Source organism: Sphaerimonospora mesophila (genome assembly GCF_001417795.1).
Taxonomy (GTDB): Bacteria; Actinomycetota; Actinomycetes; order Streptosporangiales; family Streptosporangiaceae; genus Sphaerimonospora; species Sphaerimonospora mesophila.
On record NZ_BCBX01000032.1, the window covers coordinates 299,986 to 317,962 of the forward strand.

14 protein-coding genes and 1 pseudogene are annotated in these 17,977 nt (G+C 69.8%); 12 read left to right on the forward strand and 3 right to left on the reverse strand.

Going from position 1 to position 17,977, the window contains the following annotated elements; translation table 11 throughout:
* Positions 1-22: 22 nt before the first annotated feature.
* The 3 genes from AP234_RS09050 to AP234_RS09060 form a co-directional block, all read right to left on the reverse strand.
* Positions 23-2,038, reverse strand: coding sequence for a hypothetical protein (locus tag AP234_RS09050; protein WP_055479117.1), 2,016 nt, complete (start codon positions 2,036-2,038; stop codon positions 23-25).
* Between the two features lie 26 nt (positions 2,039-2,064).
* Positions 2,065-2,325: a hypothetical protein gene (locus AP234_RS09055; RefSeq protein WP_055479118.1), complete on the reverse strand. Its 261-nt coding sequence runs from the start codon at positions 2,323-2,325 to the stop codon at positions 2,065-2,067.
* A gap of 99 nt (positions 2,326-2,424) precedes the next feature.
* On the reverse strand, positions 2,425-3,141 hold the full coding sequence (locus AP234_RS09060) for a ComEA family DNA-binding protein (protein WP_160330397.1): 717 nt from the start codon (positions 3,139-3,141) through the stop codon (positions 2,425-2,427).
* 514 nt (positions 3,142-3,655) lie between these two features.
* Here AP234_RS09060 and AP234_RS09065 point away from each other — a divergent pair.
* The 12 genes and pseudogenes from AP234_RS09065 (at position 3,656) to AP234_RS09115 (ending at position 17,961) form a co-directional block, all read left to right on the forward strand.
* On the forward strand, positions 3,656-4,411 hold the full coding sequence (locus AP234_RS09065) for an ABC transporter ATP-binding protein (protein WP_055479120.1): 756 nt from the start codon (positions 3,656-3,658) through the stop codon (positions 4,409-4,411).
* Positions 4,396-6,138 carry a hypothetical protein gene (locus tag AP234_RS09070; RefSeq protein ID WP_152990318.1) on the forward strand — a complete coding sequence of 581 codons (1,743 nt, stop codon included), beginning with the start codon at positions 4,396-4,398 and terminating at the stop codon, positions 6,136-6,138. Before AP234_RS09065 ends, AP234_RS09070 begins: the two co-directional genes overlap by 16 nt.
* A gap of 132 nt (positions 6,139-6,270) precedes the next feature.
* Positions 6,271-7,104, forward strand: a complete 834-nt coding sequence (locus AP234_RS38465) for a NuoI/complex I 23 kDa subunit family protein (RefSeq protein ID WP_235558049.1) — start codon at positions 6,271-6,273, stop codon at positions 7,102-7,104.
* On the forward strand, positions 7,101-7,643 hold the full coding sequence (locus AP234_RS09080) for an NADH-quinone oxidoreductase subunit J (RefSeq protein ID WP_055479122.1): 543 nt from the start codon (positions 7,101-7,103) through the stop codon (positions 7,641-7,643). Before AP234_RS38465 ends, AP234_RS09080 begins: the two co-directional genes overlap by 4 nt.
* A gap of 86 nt (positions 7,644-7,729) precedes the next feature.
* A pseudogene (nuoK, locus tag AP234_RS09085) lies at positions 7,730-8,032 on the forward strand (NADH-quinone oxidoreductase subunit NuoK); the annotation flags it as partial.
* A 119-nt stretch (positions 8,033-8,151) separates the two neighbouring features.
* On the forward strand, positions 8,152-10,347 hold the full coding sequence (locus tag AP234_RS09090; RefSeq protein WP_055479124.1) for a proton-conducting transporter membrane subunit: 2,196 nt from the start codon (positions 8,152-8,154) through the stop codon (positions 10,345-10,347).
* Positions 10,344-10,520, forward strand: a complete 177-nt coding sequence (locus AP234_RS37110; protein ID WP_160330398.1) for a hypothetical protein — start codon at positions 10,344-10,346, stop codon at positions 10,518-10,520. Before AP234_RS09090 ends, AP234_RS37110 begins: the two co-directional genes overlap by 4 nt.
* The gene (locus AP234_RS09095; RefSeq protein WP_055479125.1) at positions 10,505-12,229 is read left to right on the forward strand and encodes a complex I subunit 4 family protein; all 1,725 of its coding nucleotides are present in this window, start codon (positions 10,505-10,507) and stop codon (positions 12,227-12,229) included. Before AP234_RS37110 ends, AP234_RS09095 begins: the two co-directional genes overlap by 16 nt.
* Positions 12,226-14,016 carry an NADH-quinone oxidoreductase subunit N gene (locus AP234_RS38470; RefSeq protein ID WP_063842827.1) on the forward strand — a complete coding sequence of 597 codons (1,791 nt, stop codon included), beginning with the start codon at positions 12,226-12,228 and terminating at the stop codon, positions 14,014-14,016. Before AP234_RS09095 ends, AP234_RS38470 begins: the two co-directional genes overlap by 4 nt.
* Positions 14,017-14,054: 38 nt before the next feature.
* Entirely contained in the window at positions 14,055-14,942 is an 888-nt protein-coding gene (gene htpX, locus AP234_RS09105; RefSeq protein WP_055479126.1) for a zinc metalloprotease HtpX, read from the forward strand.
* Between the two features lie 421 nt (positions 14,943-15,363).
* Positions 15,364-16,977: an ABC transporter substrate-binding protein gene (locus AP234_RS09110; RefSeq protein ID WP_055479127.1), complete on the forward strand. Its 1,614-nt coding sequence runs from the start codon at positions 15,364-15,366 to the stop codon at positions 16,975-16,977.
* A gap of 9 nt (positions 16,978-16,986) precedes the next feature.
* Positions 16,987-17,961, forward strand: coding sequence for an ABC transporter permease (locus tag AP234_RS09115; RefSeq protein ID WP_055479128.1), 975 nt, complete (start codon positions 16,987-16,989; stop codon positions 17,959-17,961).
* The last annotated feature ends 16 nt before the right edge of the window (positions 17,962-17,977 follow it).

Here is a 17,977-nt window from a genome sequence, read left to right on the forward strand (position 1 = left end):
ACGCCTCGGGTGAAAGATCCGGTCATCGGGGCCCCTGCACATTCATGGCGTGCTCCGCTGCCTGCACCCACTGTACGAGGGTTTGGCCGTGGAACTCCTGGCTCTCGTGGAGACTGTACCAGTCGTTGAAATTCGTGTCGGGAACCACGGTGCCGTTCCTGAACCAGGATGTTTCCGGGGGGACCCTGACGGCGCCCGCATTGATGAGACCTAGGGTGACCGAAACTTTAACGTCGAGGAGCTGCTCTCTGAACTCTTCTTTGCTCTCCTTCATGGCGTTCGCTGCGTTATCGGTTTTCAACTTTTCGCTGAGGGCCGGTTGTGCGGCCGCCAGGAATATCTGGGCGCTCGTATCGAGTCGGTCGGAGTTCGGGAAGTTGAAAGCGCCGAAGCCTTCGAAGATCAGTGAGAGGGCGGTCTGTATGCGCTGCGCTCTGGCATCCTTCTCCGCGCCGTCTTCGAACTTGAGGTCCGCGTGGACAGAGGAAAGCAGACCGTACATGGACGACATCTCCACAAGATAGTTCTGCTTCTTGTCCTTGATCGTCGAAGTGACGCTGGTGCTGATGCGGGCATCCATGCCTCCCTGGAACCTGCCGAAGTCCTTGGGGTCATGGAGTGCCTGCCTGAAGAAGCTCTTCAAATCGGAGCGCGCGACCCAGGCAAGATATGGGCCGCTCGGGTCGCCGCTCCGAAGCTTCACGCCGTTGCTGACGCTGTGATCAGCGGATGCGGCGAGGTCGGGGAGGTAGCGGTCGGCGGTGTAGATGAGGGATCGGCGGATCTCGTGGGGGAGGACCCTGTCCGGGTGGAGCTTGGTGAACTCGGAGGTGGCCTGGACGATATGGACGACGGACCAGGCCGATTCCTTGGCGTCGTCGGAGGCGCCGCGCGGAGCGGACACGGCCGCCTTGAGGAATTCGGCGGCATGGGAGGTCAGATCGATTCGGTCCACCGTGAGCGACGGGTCGGCGCCGCTCGCCTTGCCGTACGGGCCGACTTTGACGCCCGGCGTTCGCCAGTCGTCGCCGACGAGCATCTTCGCGTACTTCAGGCCGCTGTCCGGGTCACCGAGGACATGGCGGGCTGCCTGGCCGTTCTGGGTCGCCCGATCCATCACCGCGAGGACCGGGTCGAAGTCGGCGAGACGTTTCTGGTAAAGGGCGCGATCCTGGTCGAGAATGCCGCCGTGACCCGACGGGGTCGGCACCTGGACCTTGCCGGCGGCACGGGCGTCGAGCATCGATCGGGTGACCTCGGCGAGGAAACGCGAATCCCAGGATTTGCCGTCGGGGCCGTACTTGAAGAGCATGCCGACCGACCAGGGGTCGGAGCTCTTGGTGATCGCGGCCCTGGTTTCGGGGGACAGCAGCGGACGGCCGTCCTTGCCCGTGCCGACGCGCATCTGGCTGGCGGCCGCCAGCGACGAGCCGAGTGCCCGCAGGATGCTCATGCTCTCCGCGCTGAACAGCGAGGCTCCCGTCCGGTTGTAGAGCGCTCGCGCGGCCTGGAGCGCCAGCGGCCCGGCCTGCGCCCAGAACGCGGCGAGATATGGCTTGTCGTCGAGATGTTGGGTGAGGTGTTCCCGTACTCCCGACAGGCCGACCCGGACCGCCTCCGGATCCTTGCCGGCGAGGGCGTCCTTCAGCGCCTGGACGTCCTGCTCGGCCTGATATCCGCTCTGGCCTACGGCGTCCCAGTCGAGTTGGACGTACGGCGAACGCGGGCCGATGGGGCCCGGCCCGTCCGTCGGAAGTGGACGGCGGACCGGGAGCGGCAGGCCCGAAAGAATGGCGGGGTTCCATCCGTTCTCGCTCGCCAGGCCGTACGCCTTGGTGGTGCGGGCGTTCATGTCGCGGGTGTCGTTCAGCGCCGAGTCGGTCAGGCGTGGCAACTGAGTGAAGCTCACCTCGCTGTCCCACTGCCGCATCTTCTGCTGAATTATCGGCCCATTTCGGGCCAACACCTCGTGCAGCCGTTGCAGGCGCTTGGCCAACTCCGCGAGGTTGACCGGATTGACCCCGACGAATTCCCCCACTACGTCCCCTTTTCGGCGCGACGTACCTATAAAACGGCCCTTCTGCGCGTCGCCTCCTCCAATCGGGCGACCAGACGCGGTTGCTCGCTCAACACGGCCTGGAGCAGCGCGGTGAGCTGGGACTTTCGAGCGTTCCAGTCGGCGGCCCAACGATCGGCGGCCGGCCCCTTCCAGGTGGCGTCGCCGAACATCCCGGGTACGGCGCCGAGCGCGTCGAGGACCTCGTGTACGGCGGCGGCCGCGGCGGCCATGTCCGCTTGGCACTCGGCTATCTCGGGTGACGGCACGGATTCCTCCAGCGAGACGGCTGACGCTTTGTCAAGCGTAGGGAAGCGTCGGAGGATGGGCCAGGGATATGCGGCCCGGCAATCAGGATTACCGGATTACTAGGGTAGATATATGGTGTATTCGGCCAGTTCCGAGGTCAGATTGGGCGGGAGAGACGCCGCGGCGGAGAGGTCCTCGGCCGATACGAATGAGCCGACCGTTTCCCGGGCCTTCACCACCTGCTCGGCCAGGGCGGGGGTCATCCCGGGCAGCGCGGCGATCACCTGAGCCGGGGCGTGGTTGACGTCGACCAGACCGCCGTCGTCGTACTGCCGGGGCAGGTCGGGCCGTCCGATCCGCAGTTCGCGTGCCATCGACGGATCGCGTTCCGCGAGTTCTCTCGCCTGCTCCCGCAGCGCGCGCCGGTGTTGGGCGAGGGCGATCGCCCGGTCGTTCGCGGTCATCCCGGGGGTCTCGAAGACCCGCTGTCTGATGATGAAGGAGTGCACGGTGCCGCCGAGCCAACTACCGAACATGCCGCCGAACATGAGGATGCCGGGGCCCGGCGGCAGCTCGCCGGGGTAGTAGTCGTCGAAGATGACGATCCACAGGAAGACGGCCAGGGCGTAGGCGGCGGAGGCCAGTCCGAGCCAGGCGCTCCGTCGCTTCACCGCCGCGAACAGCATCGTGAACGGCGTGCCGAGACCGCAGGTGAGCAGCGGCGTCAGCGCCCAGAAGACGCTACCGGCGCCCGGGCCGCCCTGCGGCTGGGGCTGCGGCGGCGGGGGAGGGATGAAGGGCGGCCGCGGGGGGTGCACCGGCCGCGGGGGGTGCACCGGCTGCACCGGTGGCACCGGTGGCACTGGCGGCGGCACCGGCGGTGCCGCTTGAGGCGGTGGGGGCACCGGGTAGGCCTGGTAAGGATTCGGCGATGAGCCCTGCTGCCCGGATGGGTACGGTCCCTGCCTCTTATAGGACTCGTACGGTCCTTGTCCTCCAAAGCCGCTCATGTGCTGACCCTACGTATTTGTCGCACACTTTGCTCAATCCTTCCGGCAACATTATGAACATCCTGTGGACAACCACGGGGACGGGCTGCGGACGGTGTGGACGACAACCACCCCGGATCGTGTTCCCCCTTCGGCCTGTCCCCGGAGTGAGTGACGATCCGGCCCCTGAGCACCTTGCGGATCTTTGAACGCATGTTTGGCCTCCTGAATGTGCCATCAGGAAGCCGTGCGAGCGCAGATGACCGATCCCTGTTGAGGTCCTCGTGGCTACTCCGGCCATGATCTCGGCGACCTGTCCGCGGAACTGTCCACCGCCTTTCCCCGCCATCCGGAGAACACGATGACGCCAGCGCTGGAGATCAGCGGGCTGACCAAGAGATTCGGCGACAATCTCGCCGTAGATCACATTGACCTCGGTGTCCCCCAAGGCTCCTTCTTCGGCCTCGTCGGCCAGAACGGCGCCGGCAAGACCACCACGCTGTCCATGGCCGTCGGCCTGCTGCGGCCCGACGGCGGCAGCGCCCGCATCTTCGGTACGGACGTCTGGTCGGCTCCTGAGCGGGCCAAGGCCATGGTCGGGGTGCTGCCCGACGGGCTGGCCATGCCCGAGCGGCTGACCGGACGAGAGGTGCTCACCTACCTGGGTCTGCTGCGCGGGCTGGACAAGGACGTGGTGCGGCAGCGGGCCGAGGAACTGCTGGCCGTGCTGGAGTTGGACGGCGCAGAGAAGACGCTGGTGATCGAGTACTCGACCGGCATGCGCAAGAAGATCGGGCTGGCCACCGCACTGCTGCACGCGCCGCGGCTGCTGGTGCTGGACGAGCCGTTCGAAGCGGTGGACCCGGTGTCGGCCGCCACGATCAAGACGATTCTGCGCGGCTTCGTCGCGGGCGGCGGCTCGATCGTGCTCTCCAGCCACGTGATGGCGCTGGTCGAGCAGCTCTGCGACCACGTGGCGGTGATCGACAAGGGCAGGGTGGCCGCGGCCGGCACGCTGGACGAGGTACGCGGCGCACGCTCACTGGAGGACACCTTCGTCGAACTCGTGGGCGACCAGGACACCGGAGTCAAGGAGCTGTCGTGGCTGTCGCACTGACGATGGCCCAGATGAAGGTGGCGGTGCTGCGCCACGCCTTCCACGGCCGACGAGCGCAGACCGCCGGCACCGGCGCCGCACTGGGCGCGCTGTTCGCCGCCGGAACGATCTATCTGGCCTTCGTCGATCCGGACCTGCTGGCGGCCGGCTACGCGGTCTGGCTGCTGGGCTGGATGCTCGGCCCCGTCTTCATGGGCGGCGGCGACGAGACGCTGCGGCCGGAGTACTTCTCGCTGCTCGGCCTGCCGCCGCGACGGCTGGCTGCGGGCCTGCTGGTGGCGGCCTTCGTCGGGGTCGCGCCGTTGGTCAGCCTGACCGCCCTGCTGGGCCTGCTGGTCGTGGGCGTACGGCTCGGCGTCGCGAACGCCGTGGTGGCGGTGCCCGCGATGGCACTGCAACTGGCCGTGTTCGTCCTGCTGTCGAAGGTCTCGGTGGCGGTGATCGGGCTGGCGCTGCGTTCACGACTCGGCGCGATCGCCTCCGGCGTGCTCAACGGCGCGATCCTGGCCGCGCTCGGGCAGATCTGGGTCTTCTTCGTGGCCTTCGGCCAGACGGGTGTGCCCGCCGCGGTGTGGTACCTGCCCTCCGGCTGGGGCCTGCTGGCCGTCCAGGGCGACTGGTGGGCGCTGGCCGCGCTGGCCGTACTCGTGGTGCTGCTCCTCGGCGCGTGGGCGGCGCTGCTCGGCAGGCGGGCGGGCGCGACGCGGCCGTCCGCCCGGGGCAGACGCCCGATGACGGCGGCCACCGCCAACGGCGCGATCGTCGCCAAGGAGCTCCGCACCTGGTCGCGCGACCTGGTGCGCAACCACCAGTTGACGTTCGCGCTGTCGTACGGCGTCTGCTTCGCGGCCAGCCCGCTGATCCTCGACTGGGACGGCATGCTGCCCTATGCCGGCCCGATCTTCGTCGTGATGGCCGCGGCCATGGCCTCCAACGTGTACGGGACCGACGGCACCGCACTGTGGCTGACGCTGATGACGCCGGGCGTGAGCGACGTGCGCGGCAGGCAGCTGGCGTGGCTGTCGGCGCAGGCGCCGGTGGCGATCGTGCTGACCGTGGTGTTCACCGCGATCACCGGCGGCCCGTGGCCGCTGATGCTGGCGCTGCTGTCCGCCCTGCTGGGCGGCGCTGCCGGACTGGTGCCGCTGATCTCGGTGTTCGCGCTGGTGCCCGGCACCGACCCGCATCGCCGCGCGGGCAACCCGCTGCGCACCAGCGAGGACGATGGCGGTCTGACCGGCCTGGCCTATCTGATGCTCGTGCTGGTGATCGTCACAGGCGTGCCCGCGGCGTTCGTGGCGGTGCGGTACGGCTGGGCCGGCGTGGCCGTGGGCGTCCTGACCGGAGTGCTGTGCTACTGGGGCTTCGGCCTGCTGGCCGAGCGGCGGCTGTGCTCGCACGGCCCGGAGCTGCTCGATGTGATGCGGACCGGCCGCAAGCCGGAGACGACGGTGAAGTTCCGCCTCGACCAGCTGTCCAAGACGCAGAAGTCGATCGTCTGGTGGTGCTTCGGGTTCGGCGCCATCCCGCTGGTCCCGCAGGGCATCATCGCCACCGTCTTCGTGGCCAACGACATGCTGCGCCACAGCTGGTTCCTGGCCACCTACATGCCGCCCGGGCTGCGTTATCCGGTGGCCGCCGCCTTCATCCTGCTCGGGCTCGCGATGTACGGCACGGGCCTGTGGTTCGTCAGGCCCCGGCCATCCGGGGAAGGAGCGGCCGCCTAGCGTGGGGGAGGTCCCCCGCACTGATCAGAGGGGGACCATCGCCCGGCAATGGGTGAATCAGCGAAGTTAACTGACACCCCCGTGAACGGTCGCGCATTCACCTGGGGCGGATAGTGCGCCATGATGTTGCATGTGGCGCGCATACCAGGAGAAGGGCTGGCCAAGGGCCTGGCCGTGACCTTCCGGCACATGCTGCGCAAATCGGTGACGCAGCAGTATCCGGAGGAGCATCCGGAGCTTCCTCCCCGCAGCCGGGGCGTGATCGCCCTGGTCGAGGAGAACTGCACCGTGTGCATGCTCTGTGCCCGCGAGTGTCCCGACTGGTGCATCTACATCGACTCCCACAAGGAGACCCTCCCGGCCCCGGAGGGTGGACGCCCACGGGCGCGCAACGTGCTCGACAGGTTCGCGATCGACTTCTCGCTGTGCATGTACTGCGGGATCTGCGTCGAGGTCTGTCCCTTCGACGCGCTGTTCTGGTCGCCGGAGTTCGAGTACGCGGAGTACGACATCCGCGATCTGATCCATGAGAAGGACCGGTTGGGCGAATGGGCCCAGACCGTTCCTCCCCCACCGCCGCACGAGGTGGGCGCCGAGCCGCCCAAGGAGATCGCCGCAGCCGCCCGCCCCGCCGCCCGCCCGCCGTCCCGGCCCGGCCGTACGGCACCGCCCGGCCGTACGGCCGAGACGGAGAAGGAGACGAAGACGACCGCGGCGCCGGCGGAGAGTGCCCCCGCTCCGAGTGCGCCGCCGCGCCGGGAACCGCCGAGGGCGATGCGGGACATCCGCTCGATCCGGCCGCCGGGAGCGCTGCCGAAGCCGCCCCGGCCCGCCCGGCCTGAGCCGCCGGATGCACGGGACGGCCAGGACTCAACGGGCTCGCCGGACTCACCGGGACCGATCGGCTCACCGGACTCGCAGGGACCGCCGACGACGGAGAAGGACGGGTCAGAGGAGGAGTCGTGACATCCCAGGCGCAGCCGGGACTCTGGCCGCCGTCCGGGCCGGAAATCGTGTTCCTGCTGCTTGGGGTGGTCGCGCTCGGTTCCGCCCTGCTGGTCGTCACGACGCGGCGACTCGTCCACGCCGCGCTGTGGCTGGTGGTCTGCTTCGGCGCGCTGGCCGGCTGTTATCTCGTGCTCACCGCCGAGTTCGTCGCCTGGGTGCAGGTATTGATCTACGTGGGTGCGATCGTGGTGCTGCTGCTGTTCGGCATCATGCTGACCCGTGCGCCCATCGGACGGTCGGCGGACCTCGACTCCGGCAACCGCTGGGCCGCCGCAGTGGTGGGGGTCGCGACCGCCGGGGTGCTCGTGAGCGTCGTGGTGTCCGGATTCCACACGGCCTACACCCCTCTCGAACCGGGCCAGGGGGCGGCCGGGACGCTCGGTTCGAGCGTGTTCCGCACCTGGGTGCTGCCGTTCGAGGTCCTGTCCGTACTGCTGCTCTCCGCCCTGATCGGCGCCATCGCCCTGTCCCGCACCGATATCGGGGGGCGTGAATGAGGCCGCGCAGCCGGGCGGTCGCCACCGGCCCGCGCCGGGGGCCGGTGTCCGCGGGTCCGCCGCGCGGCCCCGGGGGGTGAGCCGGGGTGCACATCGTCTATCCGGTCGTCGTGTCCGCACTGCTGTTCTCGATCGGTGTGTACGGTGTGCTGGCCCGGCGCAACGCCATCCTCGTGCTGATGTCGGTCGAACTCATGCTCAACGCGGTCAACCTCAACCTGGTCGCGTTCGACGTATGGCTGCGTGACCGGCTGCACTCCGGGCAGGTGCTCACGCTGTTCGTCATCGTGATCGCCGCCGCCGAGGTGGGTCTGGGGCTGGCGATCGTGCTGGCCGTTTTCCGCACCAGACGGACTATCGACGTGGACCGGCTGCGTGCCCTGTCGGAGAACGCCGCCGGGACCGACGACGAGAGCGGCGACGGTGACGGGGGCGGTGACAGGGAGGGTGACAGGAACGGGGGCGGGAGCAGGGGCACGGTGGCGAGCGGCGGCGGGGAGGCGGCGACGTGATCGCGATCGTGGCCCTGATCATCCTGCTGCCGTTCGCCGCGGCCGTCGCGGGCCTGCTGGGCGCCAAGGTCGGGACCGGACGGCGCGGCGGCGGGAGCCGTACGGAATCTTCCGGCGCGGCCGCCGGCCGCAGGGCGGCGTGGTTCGCGATCACGGCGGCGGCGGCGTCGGCCGTGCTCACTCTGTGGCTCGCGCTCCGGCCGGCCCTCGACCTGCCCACAGGCGCGGCCTCCCGGCCGGGAGGGGCCGGGTTCTGGGATTCCTTCCTTCCGGGCCGGGTGGAGGGCGCGCTGACGCTCATAGAGACGGGGTCGCTTCCGATCTCCGTGTCACTGCGCGGTGACGGATTGTCAGTGCTGACCGGCATCCTTGTGGTCATGGTGGCGCTGGCCGTGCAGGTCTACTCGGTGGGGTACATGCGGGGTGAACCCCGCTACCCGTCGTACAGCGCGTTCATCGGCCTTTTCACCAGCGCCATGCTGCTCGTGGTCTACGCGGGCGACCTGATCGTCCTGTACGTCGGCTGGGAGATCATGGGCATCTGCTCCTACCTGCTCATCGGGCACTGGTGGGAGGACCGGGCCAACTCGCGGGCCGCCGTCAAGGCGTTCCTGGTCACCCGGCTCGGCGATGTCGGATTCCTGTTCGGGATCTTCACGCTGGGCATGGCGGCGGGGAGCTTCCGGATCGACGACGTGCTCCGGGCCGACATCCCCACCGGCACGCTGATCGCCGCGACGCTGCTGCTGCTCATGGGGGTCGCCGGCAAGAGCGCCCAGGTGCCGCTGCAGACCTGGCTGCCGGACGCGATGGCCGGTCCGACTCCGATCAGCGCGCTGATCCACGCCGCCACCATGGTCGCGGCGGGTGTCTTCGTCGTGGCCAGGCTCTATCCGCTGTTCCTGGGGGCGCGGCCCACGCTCGACGTGCTGGCCGTGATCGCGGCGATCGGCATGCTCGGGGCGGCCCTCGCCGCACTGGCTCAGGACGACCTCAAGCGGGTGCTCGCCTACTCCACGATCAGTCAGCTCGCCTACATGGCCGGGGCGCTCGCGGCCGGTGTGCGCGGCGCCGCCGGTCTGGCCGGCTCGAGCGGCCTGAGCGGCCTGAGCGGCCTGAGCGGCCTGAGCGGCCTGAGCGGCCTGAGCGGACTGAGTGGCCCTGACGTTCCGTACGGCCCGGACCTTTCGGAGGGCGACGTCGTATTCGGCGGCATCGGCCCTCCGGGCGTCCATGGCCTGGGTGAGGTCGGCGGCGACGAGGCGGCGATCTTCCATCTGCTGTCGCACGGCGCGTTCAAGGCGCTGCTGTTCCTGTGCGCGGGTGCGGTGATCCACCACGCGGGGTCGAACCTGATGAGCCGCATGGGCGGCCTGCGTACGGCGCTGCCCGTCACGTTCTGGACGATGACGATCGGGTTCGCCGCGCTGATGGGGCTTCCTCCGGCCAGTGGCTTCTTCAGCAAGAACGCGGTGATCTCGGTCATCGAGGACTCGGACGGCGTCGTCCAGCCGTTCCTGTACGGCTCGGCGCTGCTGACCGTCGGTGTCACCGGTGCCTACGCCACCCGCGCCTGGCTGCGCACCTTCTTCGGGCCGGCCCAGCCGCGGGGAGAGCCGCAGCCGGAACCTCTGCCGGAGGAGCCGCGGGAAGAGCCGCTGACCGAGGTGCTGCCGGGCACCGCCGCCCACGTGTCCGACGGCCGGGAGGCGCCGAGGTCGATGCTCTGGCCGATCGGCGTGCTGGCCGTGCCCGCCCTGCTGCTCGGCTTCACCTGGCCGTGGGTCGCGGGACGGGGCGTCATGGGCTCGGGAGTCGGCTGGGGATCGGCGATGATCGACCTCGTCGTGGCGCTGCTGGGCGCCGGGATCGTCTACGCGCTGTGGCGTGGCGACCCCGTCCGGGATCCGGCGCGACTGCTCGGGCCGTTCCGGGTGCCGTGCGAGCGGGCGTTCTACGTCGACACGGTGTACGCGGCGCTGGTCGCCCGTCCGATGCTGCGGCTGGCCAGGGGGGTCGTACGCGCCGACGAGCGGGTGATCGACGGTGCGGTCCGCGGGTCGGGCCGGGCCGCGATCGGCCTGTCCGGTGTGGTGCGGCTGGTCCAGAACGGCAACGCGCAACTCTACGTCACCGGTCTGGTGGCCGGGCTGCTGCTGATCGCGGTGGCGGCGGCGGTGGTGCTGGCATGACACGCACGTTGGATCTCCACGCGGTCTCGTTCCCCGCCGAGGCCCGTGCGGTCCGGGCCGATCCGGGTCGGGCCTGGGCGGCATGCGGCGAGATCTCGGGGCCGGGCGACGGCCGAGGCCTTCCGGGAGGCGCGCTCAGGGGGACGGGGGAGGTCGCATGGGCCGGCTGCTGATCGCCCTCGTCGCCGTGCCCCTGCTGGGGGCCGCCGCCCTGACCATGCCCGCCTTCCGAACTCGTGGCAGGGCCGTCGCGTTCGGGACCGCCGTCTCCGGGCTGGTCCTCGCCCTCACCCTGGCGGCCGTGGCGGCGTTCGCCCTGCCGTACGGACAGGACGGTCCCACGGGGGGCGGCCCTGACGGGGGGATGCGGCTCCAGACCGACCTGCCCTGGATTCCCGGTCTCGACCTGCGGTTCCATCTCGGCGTAGACGGGATCTCACTGCCGCTCGTCGTGCTGACCGCGTTGCTCACGTTCCTGTGCTTCGTCCACCTGACCCGCCATCCCCCGGCGGGCGGGCGGCAGAGGGCGCTGGTCTGCACGCTGCTCGTGCTCGAAGTCGGCATGATCGGCACGTTCCTCGCCCTCGATCTGCTGCTGTTCTTCGTGTTCTTCGAGGTCGTGCTGGTCCCCATGTATTTCGTGATCGCCCTCTGGGGCGGCACGGAACGGCGGGCGGCGGCGGTGAAGTTCATCCTCTACACGCTGCTCGGCTCGGCCGTGCTGCTGATCGGCCTGCTCGTGGTCTGGGCACAGGCGGGGACGCTCGACATGGTCGCCCTGGCCGAACGGCGTGGTGCCGGGATGCCCCGTTCGGCGCAGATCCTGGCGTTCCTCGCCATCGGGGCGGGGCTCGCGGTGAAGACGCCCATGTGGCCGCTGCACACATGGCTGCCCGACGCGCACACCGAGGCTCCAACCGTCGGCTCGGTGCTGCTGGCCGGTGTGCTGCTGAAAATGGGATCGTACGGCTTCGCCCGAGTCGCCATCCCGATGCTTCCGGAGGGTGCGGCGGCCCTCGCCCCCTGGCTGGGCGCACTGGCGGTGGTCGGCATCATCTACGGTTCGCTGGCCTGCCTCGCCCAGCGGGACATCAAGCGGATGATCGCGTATTCGTCCGTCGGCCACATGGGCTTCGTGCTGCTCGGGTTCGCGACGCTGACCCCGGTCGGCATGAACGCCGCCCTGTTCGGCAACGTCGCACACGGGCTGATCACGGGTCTGCTGTTCTTCCTCGTCGGTGCGGTCAAGGAGCGGTACGGCACGGCCGACATGGCCCGGCTCGGTGGCGGGATGCTCGGCCGGATGCCGCACCTGGGGTCGCTGTTGACGTTCGCGTGCATCGCCTCGCTCGGGCTGCCCGGCCTCGCCGGGTTCTGGGGTGAGATGCTCGCGCTCCTGGGGGCGTTCCGGCCGGCCGCCGGGCTGCCCCGGCCGCTGTTCCTGGTGTTCATGGCCGTCGGGGGAGCCGGAGCGGTGCTGACTGCCGCCTATTTCCTCCGCCTGCTGTCCCGGGTCACCCACGGGGTCCATCGGGCGGCTCCGGGTGAACCGGAAGCGGCGGCGGGGCACGGCGTGGTGGGAGCCCGTGCCGTGGAGCAGGGCGTCCCGGCGAGAACCACCGGGGAAGCCGCGGGAAGCGGGGAAGTCGAGGGAACCGAGGGCGACGAGAGAACCGGGGATGCCGGGGAAATCGGAGGGACTGGAGAAGCCGGGCAGGTCGGCGGAACCGGGGGAGCGGTCGACGTCACGGCGCGTGAGTGGGCGGCCTGGGTGCCGCTGGTCGTGCTGATCGTGCTGCTCGGGCTGTGGCCCAAGACGCTTCTGGCCGTCACCACACCTGCCGTTCAGGCGGTCTTCGGCCCGGGGATGGTGGTGCCATGAGCAGCGTCCTCGGCAACGGAGCGCCTCCGGTGATCCAGTCGATCGACTACGTCGCCATCGCGGCGCCGCTGACCCTCGTTATCGCGGCCGGTCTGGTGCTGGTTCTCGACGCCTTCCTGCCGCACCGGCCGGGCATGGGGAGGACGCTCGGGCTGGTCGCGCTCGGCGGCGTCCTGGCCGCCCTCGCCGTCGTGGTGGTCCAGACGGTCGCGGGTACGCATCTTCCGAACGGAGCGCGGCGCACGTTCTGTGTGCCGTCCTCGCTGGGAGCGACGGCGGACGCGGGCTCGTGCTCGTTCGTGGCCGACCGGTTCGCGCTGGTCTTCGCCGGGCTGGTGCTCGCCGCCGGGGCGGTGATCGTGCTGCTGTCGATGACCGAGTTGGTCGGCGGACGGATTCCGGTCGGGGAGTGGCACTTCCTGCTTCTCGCCGCGCTCACCGGCGCGGTGCTGCTGCCCGCCTCCCGTGATCTGATCATGCTGGTGGTCTCGCTCGAGCTGGTGTCGCTGCCGGTCTTCGCGCTGATCGGGCTGCGGCGCTATGACGGTCGTGCCGCCGAGGCCGCCCTGAAGCTGTTCCTGGTGTCCGTGGTTTCCACCGCGATCATGCTGTTCGGTGTGTCGTTGCTGTACGGGATGACCGGATCGGTGCATCTCGACCGCCTGGCGCGGGCGTATGAAGCCGGACCCGCCATCGGGGCCGGTGCCGTGGTCGCCGCCGGGCCCGAGCCGGCCGTCACCACGGTGGCGATAGTGCTGGTGGTGGCCGGCTTCGCCTTCAAGATCGCGGCAGTGCCGTTCCATACCTGGGCGGGGGACGTGTACCAGGGGTCGCCGGTTCCGGTGGCGGCGCTGCTGTCGGTCGTCTCGAAGGCGGCGGGGTTCGCCGGGCTCATCCTCGTTCTCACGACCGCGCTGCCGGGCCGGGCCGGGGTGTGGGCCCCGATCGTCGCGGTCGTCGCCGCCCTGACCATGACCGCGGGGAACGTCCTCGCCATCCGGCAGCGCCATGCCGTACGACTGCTCGCCTGGTCGTCGGTCGCCCAGTCCGGATATATCCTCACGCCGCTGGCCGCGGCCGCCTCCATGAGAGCCGGAGCATCCGATGCCGGGTCGTCCGGTGCCGCACTGCCCGGTGCCGCGTTATCCGGCACTTTGCCGCCTGGAACCGCGCTGTCCGGAACCGCGCTGTCCGATACCGTGCTGCCCGGTATTGGGACGCCGGGCGAGGACGGGATCGGTGGGGCGGCGGCCGCGTCCATCGCCTATCTGGTGTTCTACGCGGCGATGAACCTGACCGCCTTCGCGATCGTCATGATCGTTTCGCGGCGTCATGGACGCAACGAGATCGACGACTATCGGGGATTGGTCCGCCGGAGCCCGGCGGCGGGTCTGGCGCTCGCGTTCTCGCTCGTCTGCCTGGCCGGGCTGCCACCCGGGCTCGCCGGTCTGTTCGCGAAAATCGTGGTGTTCCGGGAGGTCGTCGGCGCCGGACTCGGCTGGCTCGCGGTCGTGATGGCGGTCAACACCGTGATCGGGCTCTACTACTACATCGCCTGGACGGCCCGGCTCTTCGCTGCGAAAACCACGGGTGAGAGCCGTACCGTCCCCGCCGTCCCAGCAGGTGCCGGTGCCCCGGTGGTCCCCGGCGCCCCCGAAGTCCGTGGAGTCCGTGAACCCGGTTTCGCCGTCCCGGTCATCCCCGCGGTCGTCGCGGCCGGGGCCGCGGTGCTCGTCACCGTCGTCTTCTCGATCGCCCCGCAGGTGGTGCTGTCCGCGGTGGGCTGAGCGCGTCTCCGCGGACCGTGGGAACGTTCGCCCAGGCCATGCACGTTGATAGGGCGGAACGCACCACGTCGGAAGGAGGGGGCGTGCAGCGTCTGCGCACCGCGGTCCTTCTGGGGGTTTTGTCCGCATTGATGCTGGCGGTGGGGGCCTGGCTCGGGGGTGGCACAGGAATACGGTTCGCCCTGGTGGTCGCACTCGCGACCAACGGCATCGCCTACTTCTTCTCCGACCGGATCGCGCTTTCCGCCATGCGGGCGCGACCGGTCTCCGAGGTGGAACAGCCGGTGCTCTATCGGATCGTCCGGGAACTGTCCTATGACGCCCGCCAGCCGATGCCGAGGCTCTATCTGTCTCCCACGATGCAGCCCAACGCGTTCGCGACCGGACGCAACCCGCGCAACGCGGCGGTGTGCGTCACGCACGGCATGCTCGGCATCCTGAACGAGCGCGAGCTCAGGGGGGTCATCGGACACGAGCTGTCGCACGTCTACAACCGGGACATCCTGATCTCGTCGATCGCCGGCGCGCTGGCCACGATGATCACTTACTTCGGCTACCTCGGGATCTTCTTCGGCTCCGACGACGACGAGGGGCCGGGTTTCCTGGGCGCGCTGCTCGTGATGATCCTCGGTCCCGTGGCCGCGACCATGATCCAAATGGCCGTCTCCCGGTCCCGCGAGTTCGTCGCGGACGAGTCGGGCGCCCGGCTGACCGGCGACCCGCTCGCGCTCGCCTCCGCGCTGCGCAAGATCGAGCTGAGTGTCCGTCAGTTGCCGCTGCCGGAGAACCCGCGACTCGCCTCGGCCGGTCACTTGATGATCGCCAATCCGTTCCGGGGTGCCGGGCTCGGACGGATGTTCTCGACCCATCCGTCGACGGCCGAGCGGGTCGCCCGCCTCGAACGGATGGCGGGCTACCGTCGCTGAGGCGGTCTCCGCACTCGACGGACACGGCTGAAGGGCGGGAGTGGGTCGCCGAGTGGCCTCCATGCTCGGTGGATCCGCTCAAGAGGGCGCGTCGGGAGTAGGCCGCCGACGCGCCCCCCGCACCAGGGCGCGTCGATGGACACCGCGATGATCACGGACCGGTGATCTATGGGCCCCGAAACATGATTGCGCCCCCCTTTCAAGAACCACCATTTGGGGCCGTCCGATTATGGAAGATCCGGATAGTCATGGTGTTTACTGTTCCTGTCCACATGGGGCATGCCACTGGACATGCCCAGATCGTGGGGAGGGTGTACGTATGGCTGGGATGGACGCAGCGGCACAGGGGTCCGGGGGTCACCGGCCCGATCACCGGGGCGCATACAGCCGCCGAGGCCTGTTTCGGGCCGCGGCCACGGGCGTGACGATCCTGTCGGTCTCCGCGCTGCTCGAGGCGTGCGGCGCAGCGCCGTCGACCCGGCCGGACAGGTCATCGGGCTCCTCCGGGTCCTCCGGCTCCGCGGGGACGTCGAGCGCCGACGTCGGTACGGACACCGGCAAGGAGATCGACGTCCTGCGGGTGTCGCTGCCAGGTTCGCTGTCGAACCTCTATCCCGGCCAGGAGTCCGGCATCCTGAACTACTACGTCGCCGGCATCTGCATGGAGGGCCTGGTCGGTGTCGACACCTCCGGGAGGATCGTGCCCGCCCTGGCCGAGAGCTTCGACCGCCCGTCCCCGAAGACCTACGTCTACACCCTGAGGAGCGACGCCAGGTTCCACGACGGCAGCCCGGTCACCGCCGACGACGTCCTCCACTCGATCGAGATGGCCAGGGACGCGAAGGTCTCGCCGAGTACGGCAAGCTACTGGGCCGACCTCGACAAGGCGGTCAAGTCAGGTGACAACGAGATCACCCTGACGACCAAGACCGTGGACGAGGCGTTCGCGTGGCTGCCGTCGAACGCCGACGCGCTGTGGATCGCGCCCAAGGCCGCCTGGGAGCGGTCGAAGGGCGGGCTCGGCACGGCCCAGTCGCCGATCACCGGGTCCGGGCCCTATCGGGTGACCGATTTCGCCCCCGACTCGCACGTCGAGTTCACCCGGGTGGACACCTGGTGGGGCGGCCGGCCCAAGGTCGCCAAGATCCGGTTCGAGTTCATCGCCGACGACAACACCCGGCTGCTCGCCTGGCGGGCCGGCAAGGCCGACATGTCGCTCAACGTTCCGCCGGCCCAGGCCCATCAGTGGGAGTCGGCCGCCGCGACGCGCGTCGTCTACGCCCCCGACCGCTCCTACGCGGGGCTCACCTTCAACCTGACCGCCAAGCCGTTCGACGACGTCCATGTGCGCAAGGCGATCGCGCACGCGGTGAACCGCGACGCCATCGTCAAGAACATCCTGCGCGGCCGGGGCCAGGTCGCCACCGCGCTGTCGACGCCGGAGCAGTTCGGCGGGCTGTGGACGCCGGAGGAGGCGACCGGACGGCTCGCCGCGGTGCCGCAGTATGAATACGACCTGGAGAAGGCGAAGCAGGAACTGGCCCGGTCCTCGGTGCCCGGGGGCTTCACCGCCGCCCTGTCCTACCCGAACACCGGTCCGCAGCTCGGCACGGCGGCGCTGGCCTTCGCCGCCGACCTCAAGAAGATCGGGATCACCCTCGACGTCAAGGAACTGCCGATCGAGCAGTGGCTCGCCGAGCTGAACGAGTTCCCGCCGCTGAGCTTCATGTGGTACTTCAACACCACCGGCGACCCGGGCGAGCTCCCGAGCTGGTTCCTCGGCGAGGGCAACCCGGCAAAGTACGACAACGCCGAGGTCAAGGCGGCGATGGGCAAGGTGTCGACCGAGTCGGATCCGGCGAAGCGGGCCGCACTGCTCATCGAGGCGCAGACCGCGCAGGCCGCCGACCTGGCCTATCTCCCGCTGTGGTGGGGGCAGGCCGCGACCGCGTTCGGCGATGCCGTCGGGATGCGCGACTTCACCTCCTACACCCTGCTGGCGAACTGGCCCGCCCTGCTGTACGCGGCCAAGTGACGTGACCCCGTGAACAGGCCGGTTCTCGCCTTCGCCCTGCGGCGGCTGGGCGCCACGCTGCTGTTGCTGCTCGCGCTGTCCCTGCTCGTCTTCGCGCTCATGTACCTGTCCCCGGGTGACGTCGCGCGCAACATGCTCGGCACCCGCAACGTCACACCGGAGGCACTGGCCGAGATCCGGGCCCGCTATCACCTCGACGAGCCGTTCCTCACCCAGTATTGGCTGTGGGTGTCGCAGGCGGTCACCGGTGACTTCGGCACCTCCATCCGCACCGGCGGCCCGGTCGGCCCGCTGATGCTGAGCCGTACGGGGATCACCGCGGCCACCGCGGGACTCGCCTTCCTGCTGTCGGCGCTGGTGGGCATCCCGGTCGGCATCGTCGCGGCGGTACGGCGCGGCCGCCCGCTCGACCGGCTGCTGGTCGGCGTGTCCGTCGTCGGCGTCAGCGCGCCCGGCTTCGCGGTCGGCCTGCTCCTGTTGTACGTCTTCGCGCTCGGCCTGGGGTGGTTCCCGATCTACGGGACCGGGGACGGCTTCCTCGACGGCCTCTGGCATCTCGTCCTCCCGGCCGTTGCGCTCGCGCTCGGCCTCGGCGCGTTCGTGGTCAAGCTGACCAGGGCGGCGGTGGTCCGGGAGCTGGACCAGGACTATGTGACGTTCGCGCGGGGCAGGGGGCTGCCGGAGTCCGCGGTGCTGCGCATCGTGCTGCGCAACGCGGCCATCCCGATCGTGACGAGCCTCGGTCTCATGGTGGCGTACCTGTTCGGCGGCACCGTCCTCATCGAGGTCACCTTCGCCCTGCCCGGTCTCGGGGCGCTGATGGAGGAGTCCGTGCTGTTCAAGGACGTTCCCGTGGTGCAGGCGCTGACCCTCGTCGTGGCGTTCGTGGTCTCGGTGACCGCGCTCGTCGTCGACCTGTCGTACCTGCTGATCGACCCCAGAGTGCGGGCCAGGACCGTGCGGACCAGGGCGGTGCGCGGATGACCCCTCCTCGGATGAG

Excerpts from the sequence above, each read along its gene's own strand:
- AP234_RS09065 (WP_055479120.1), top strand. The coding sequence starts at position 3,656 with ATGACGCCAGCGCTGGAGATCAGCGGGCTGACCAAGAGATTCGGCGAC.
- AP234_RS37110 (WP_160330398.1), top strand. The coding sequence starts at position 10,344 with ATGACACGCACGTTGGATCTCCACGCGGTCTCGTTCCCCGCCGAGGCC.
- AP234_RS09095 (WP_055479125.1), top strand. The coding sequence starts at position 10,505 with ATGGGCCGGCTGCTGATCGCCCTCGTCGCCGTGCCCCTGCTGGGGGCC.
- AP234_RS38470 (WP_063842827.1), top strand. The coding sequence starts at position 12,226 with ATGAGCAGCGTCCTCGGCAACGGAGCGCCTCCGGTGATCCAGTCGATC.
- htpX (WP_055479126.1), top strand. The coding sequence starts at position 14,055 with ATGCACGTTGATAGGGCGGAACGCACCACGTCGGAAGGAGGGGGCGTG.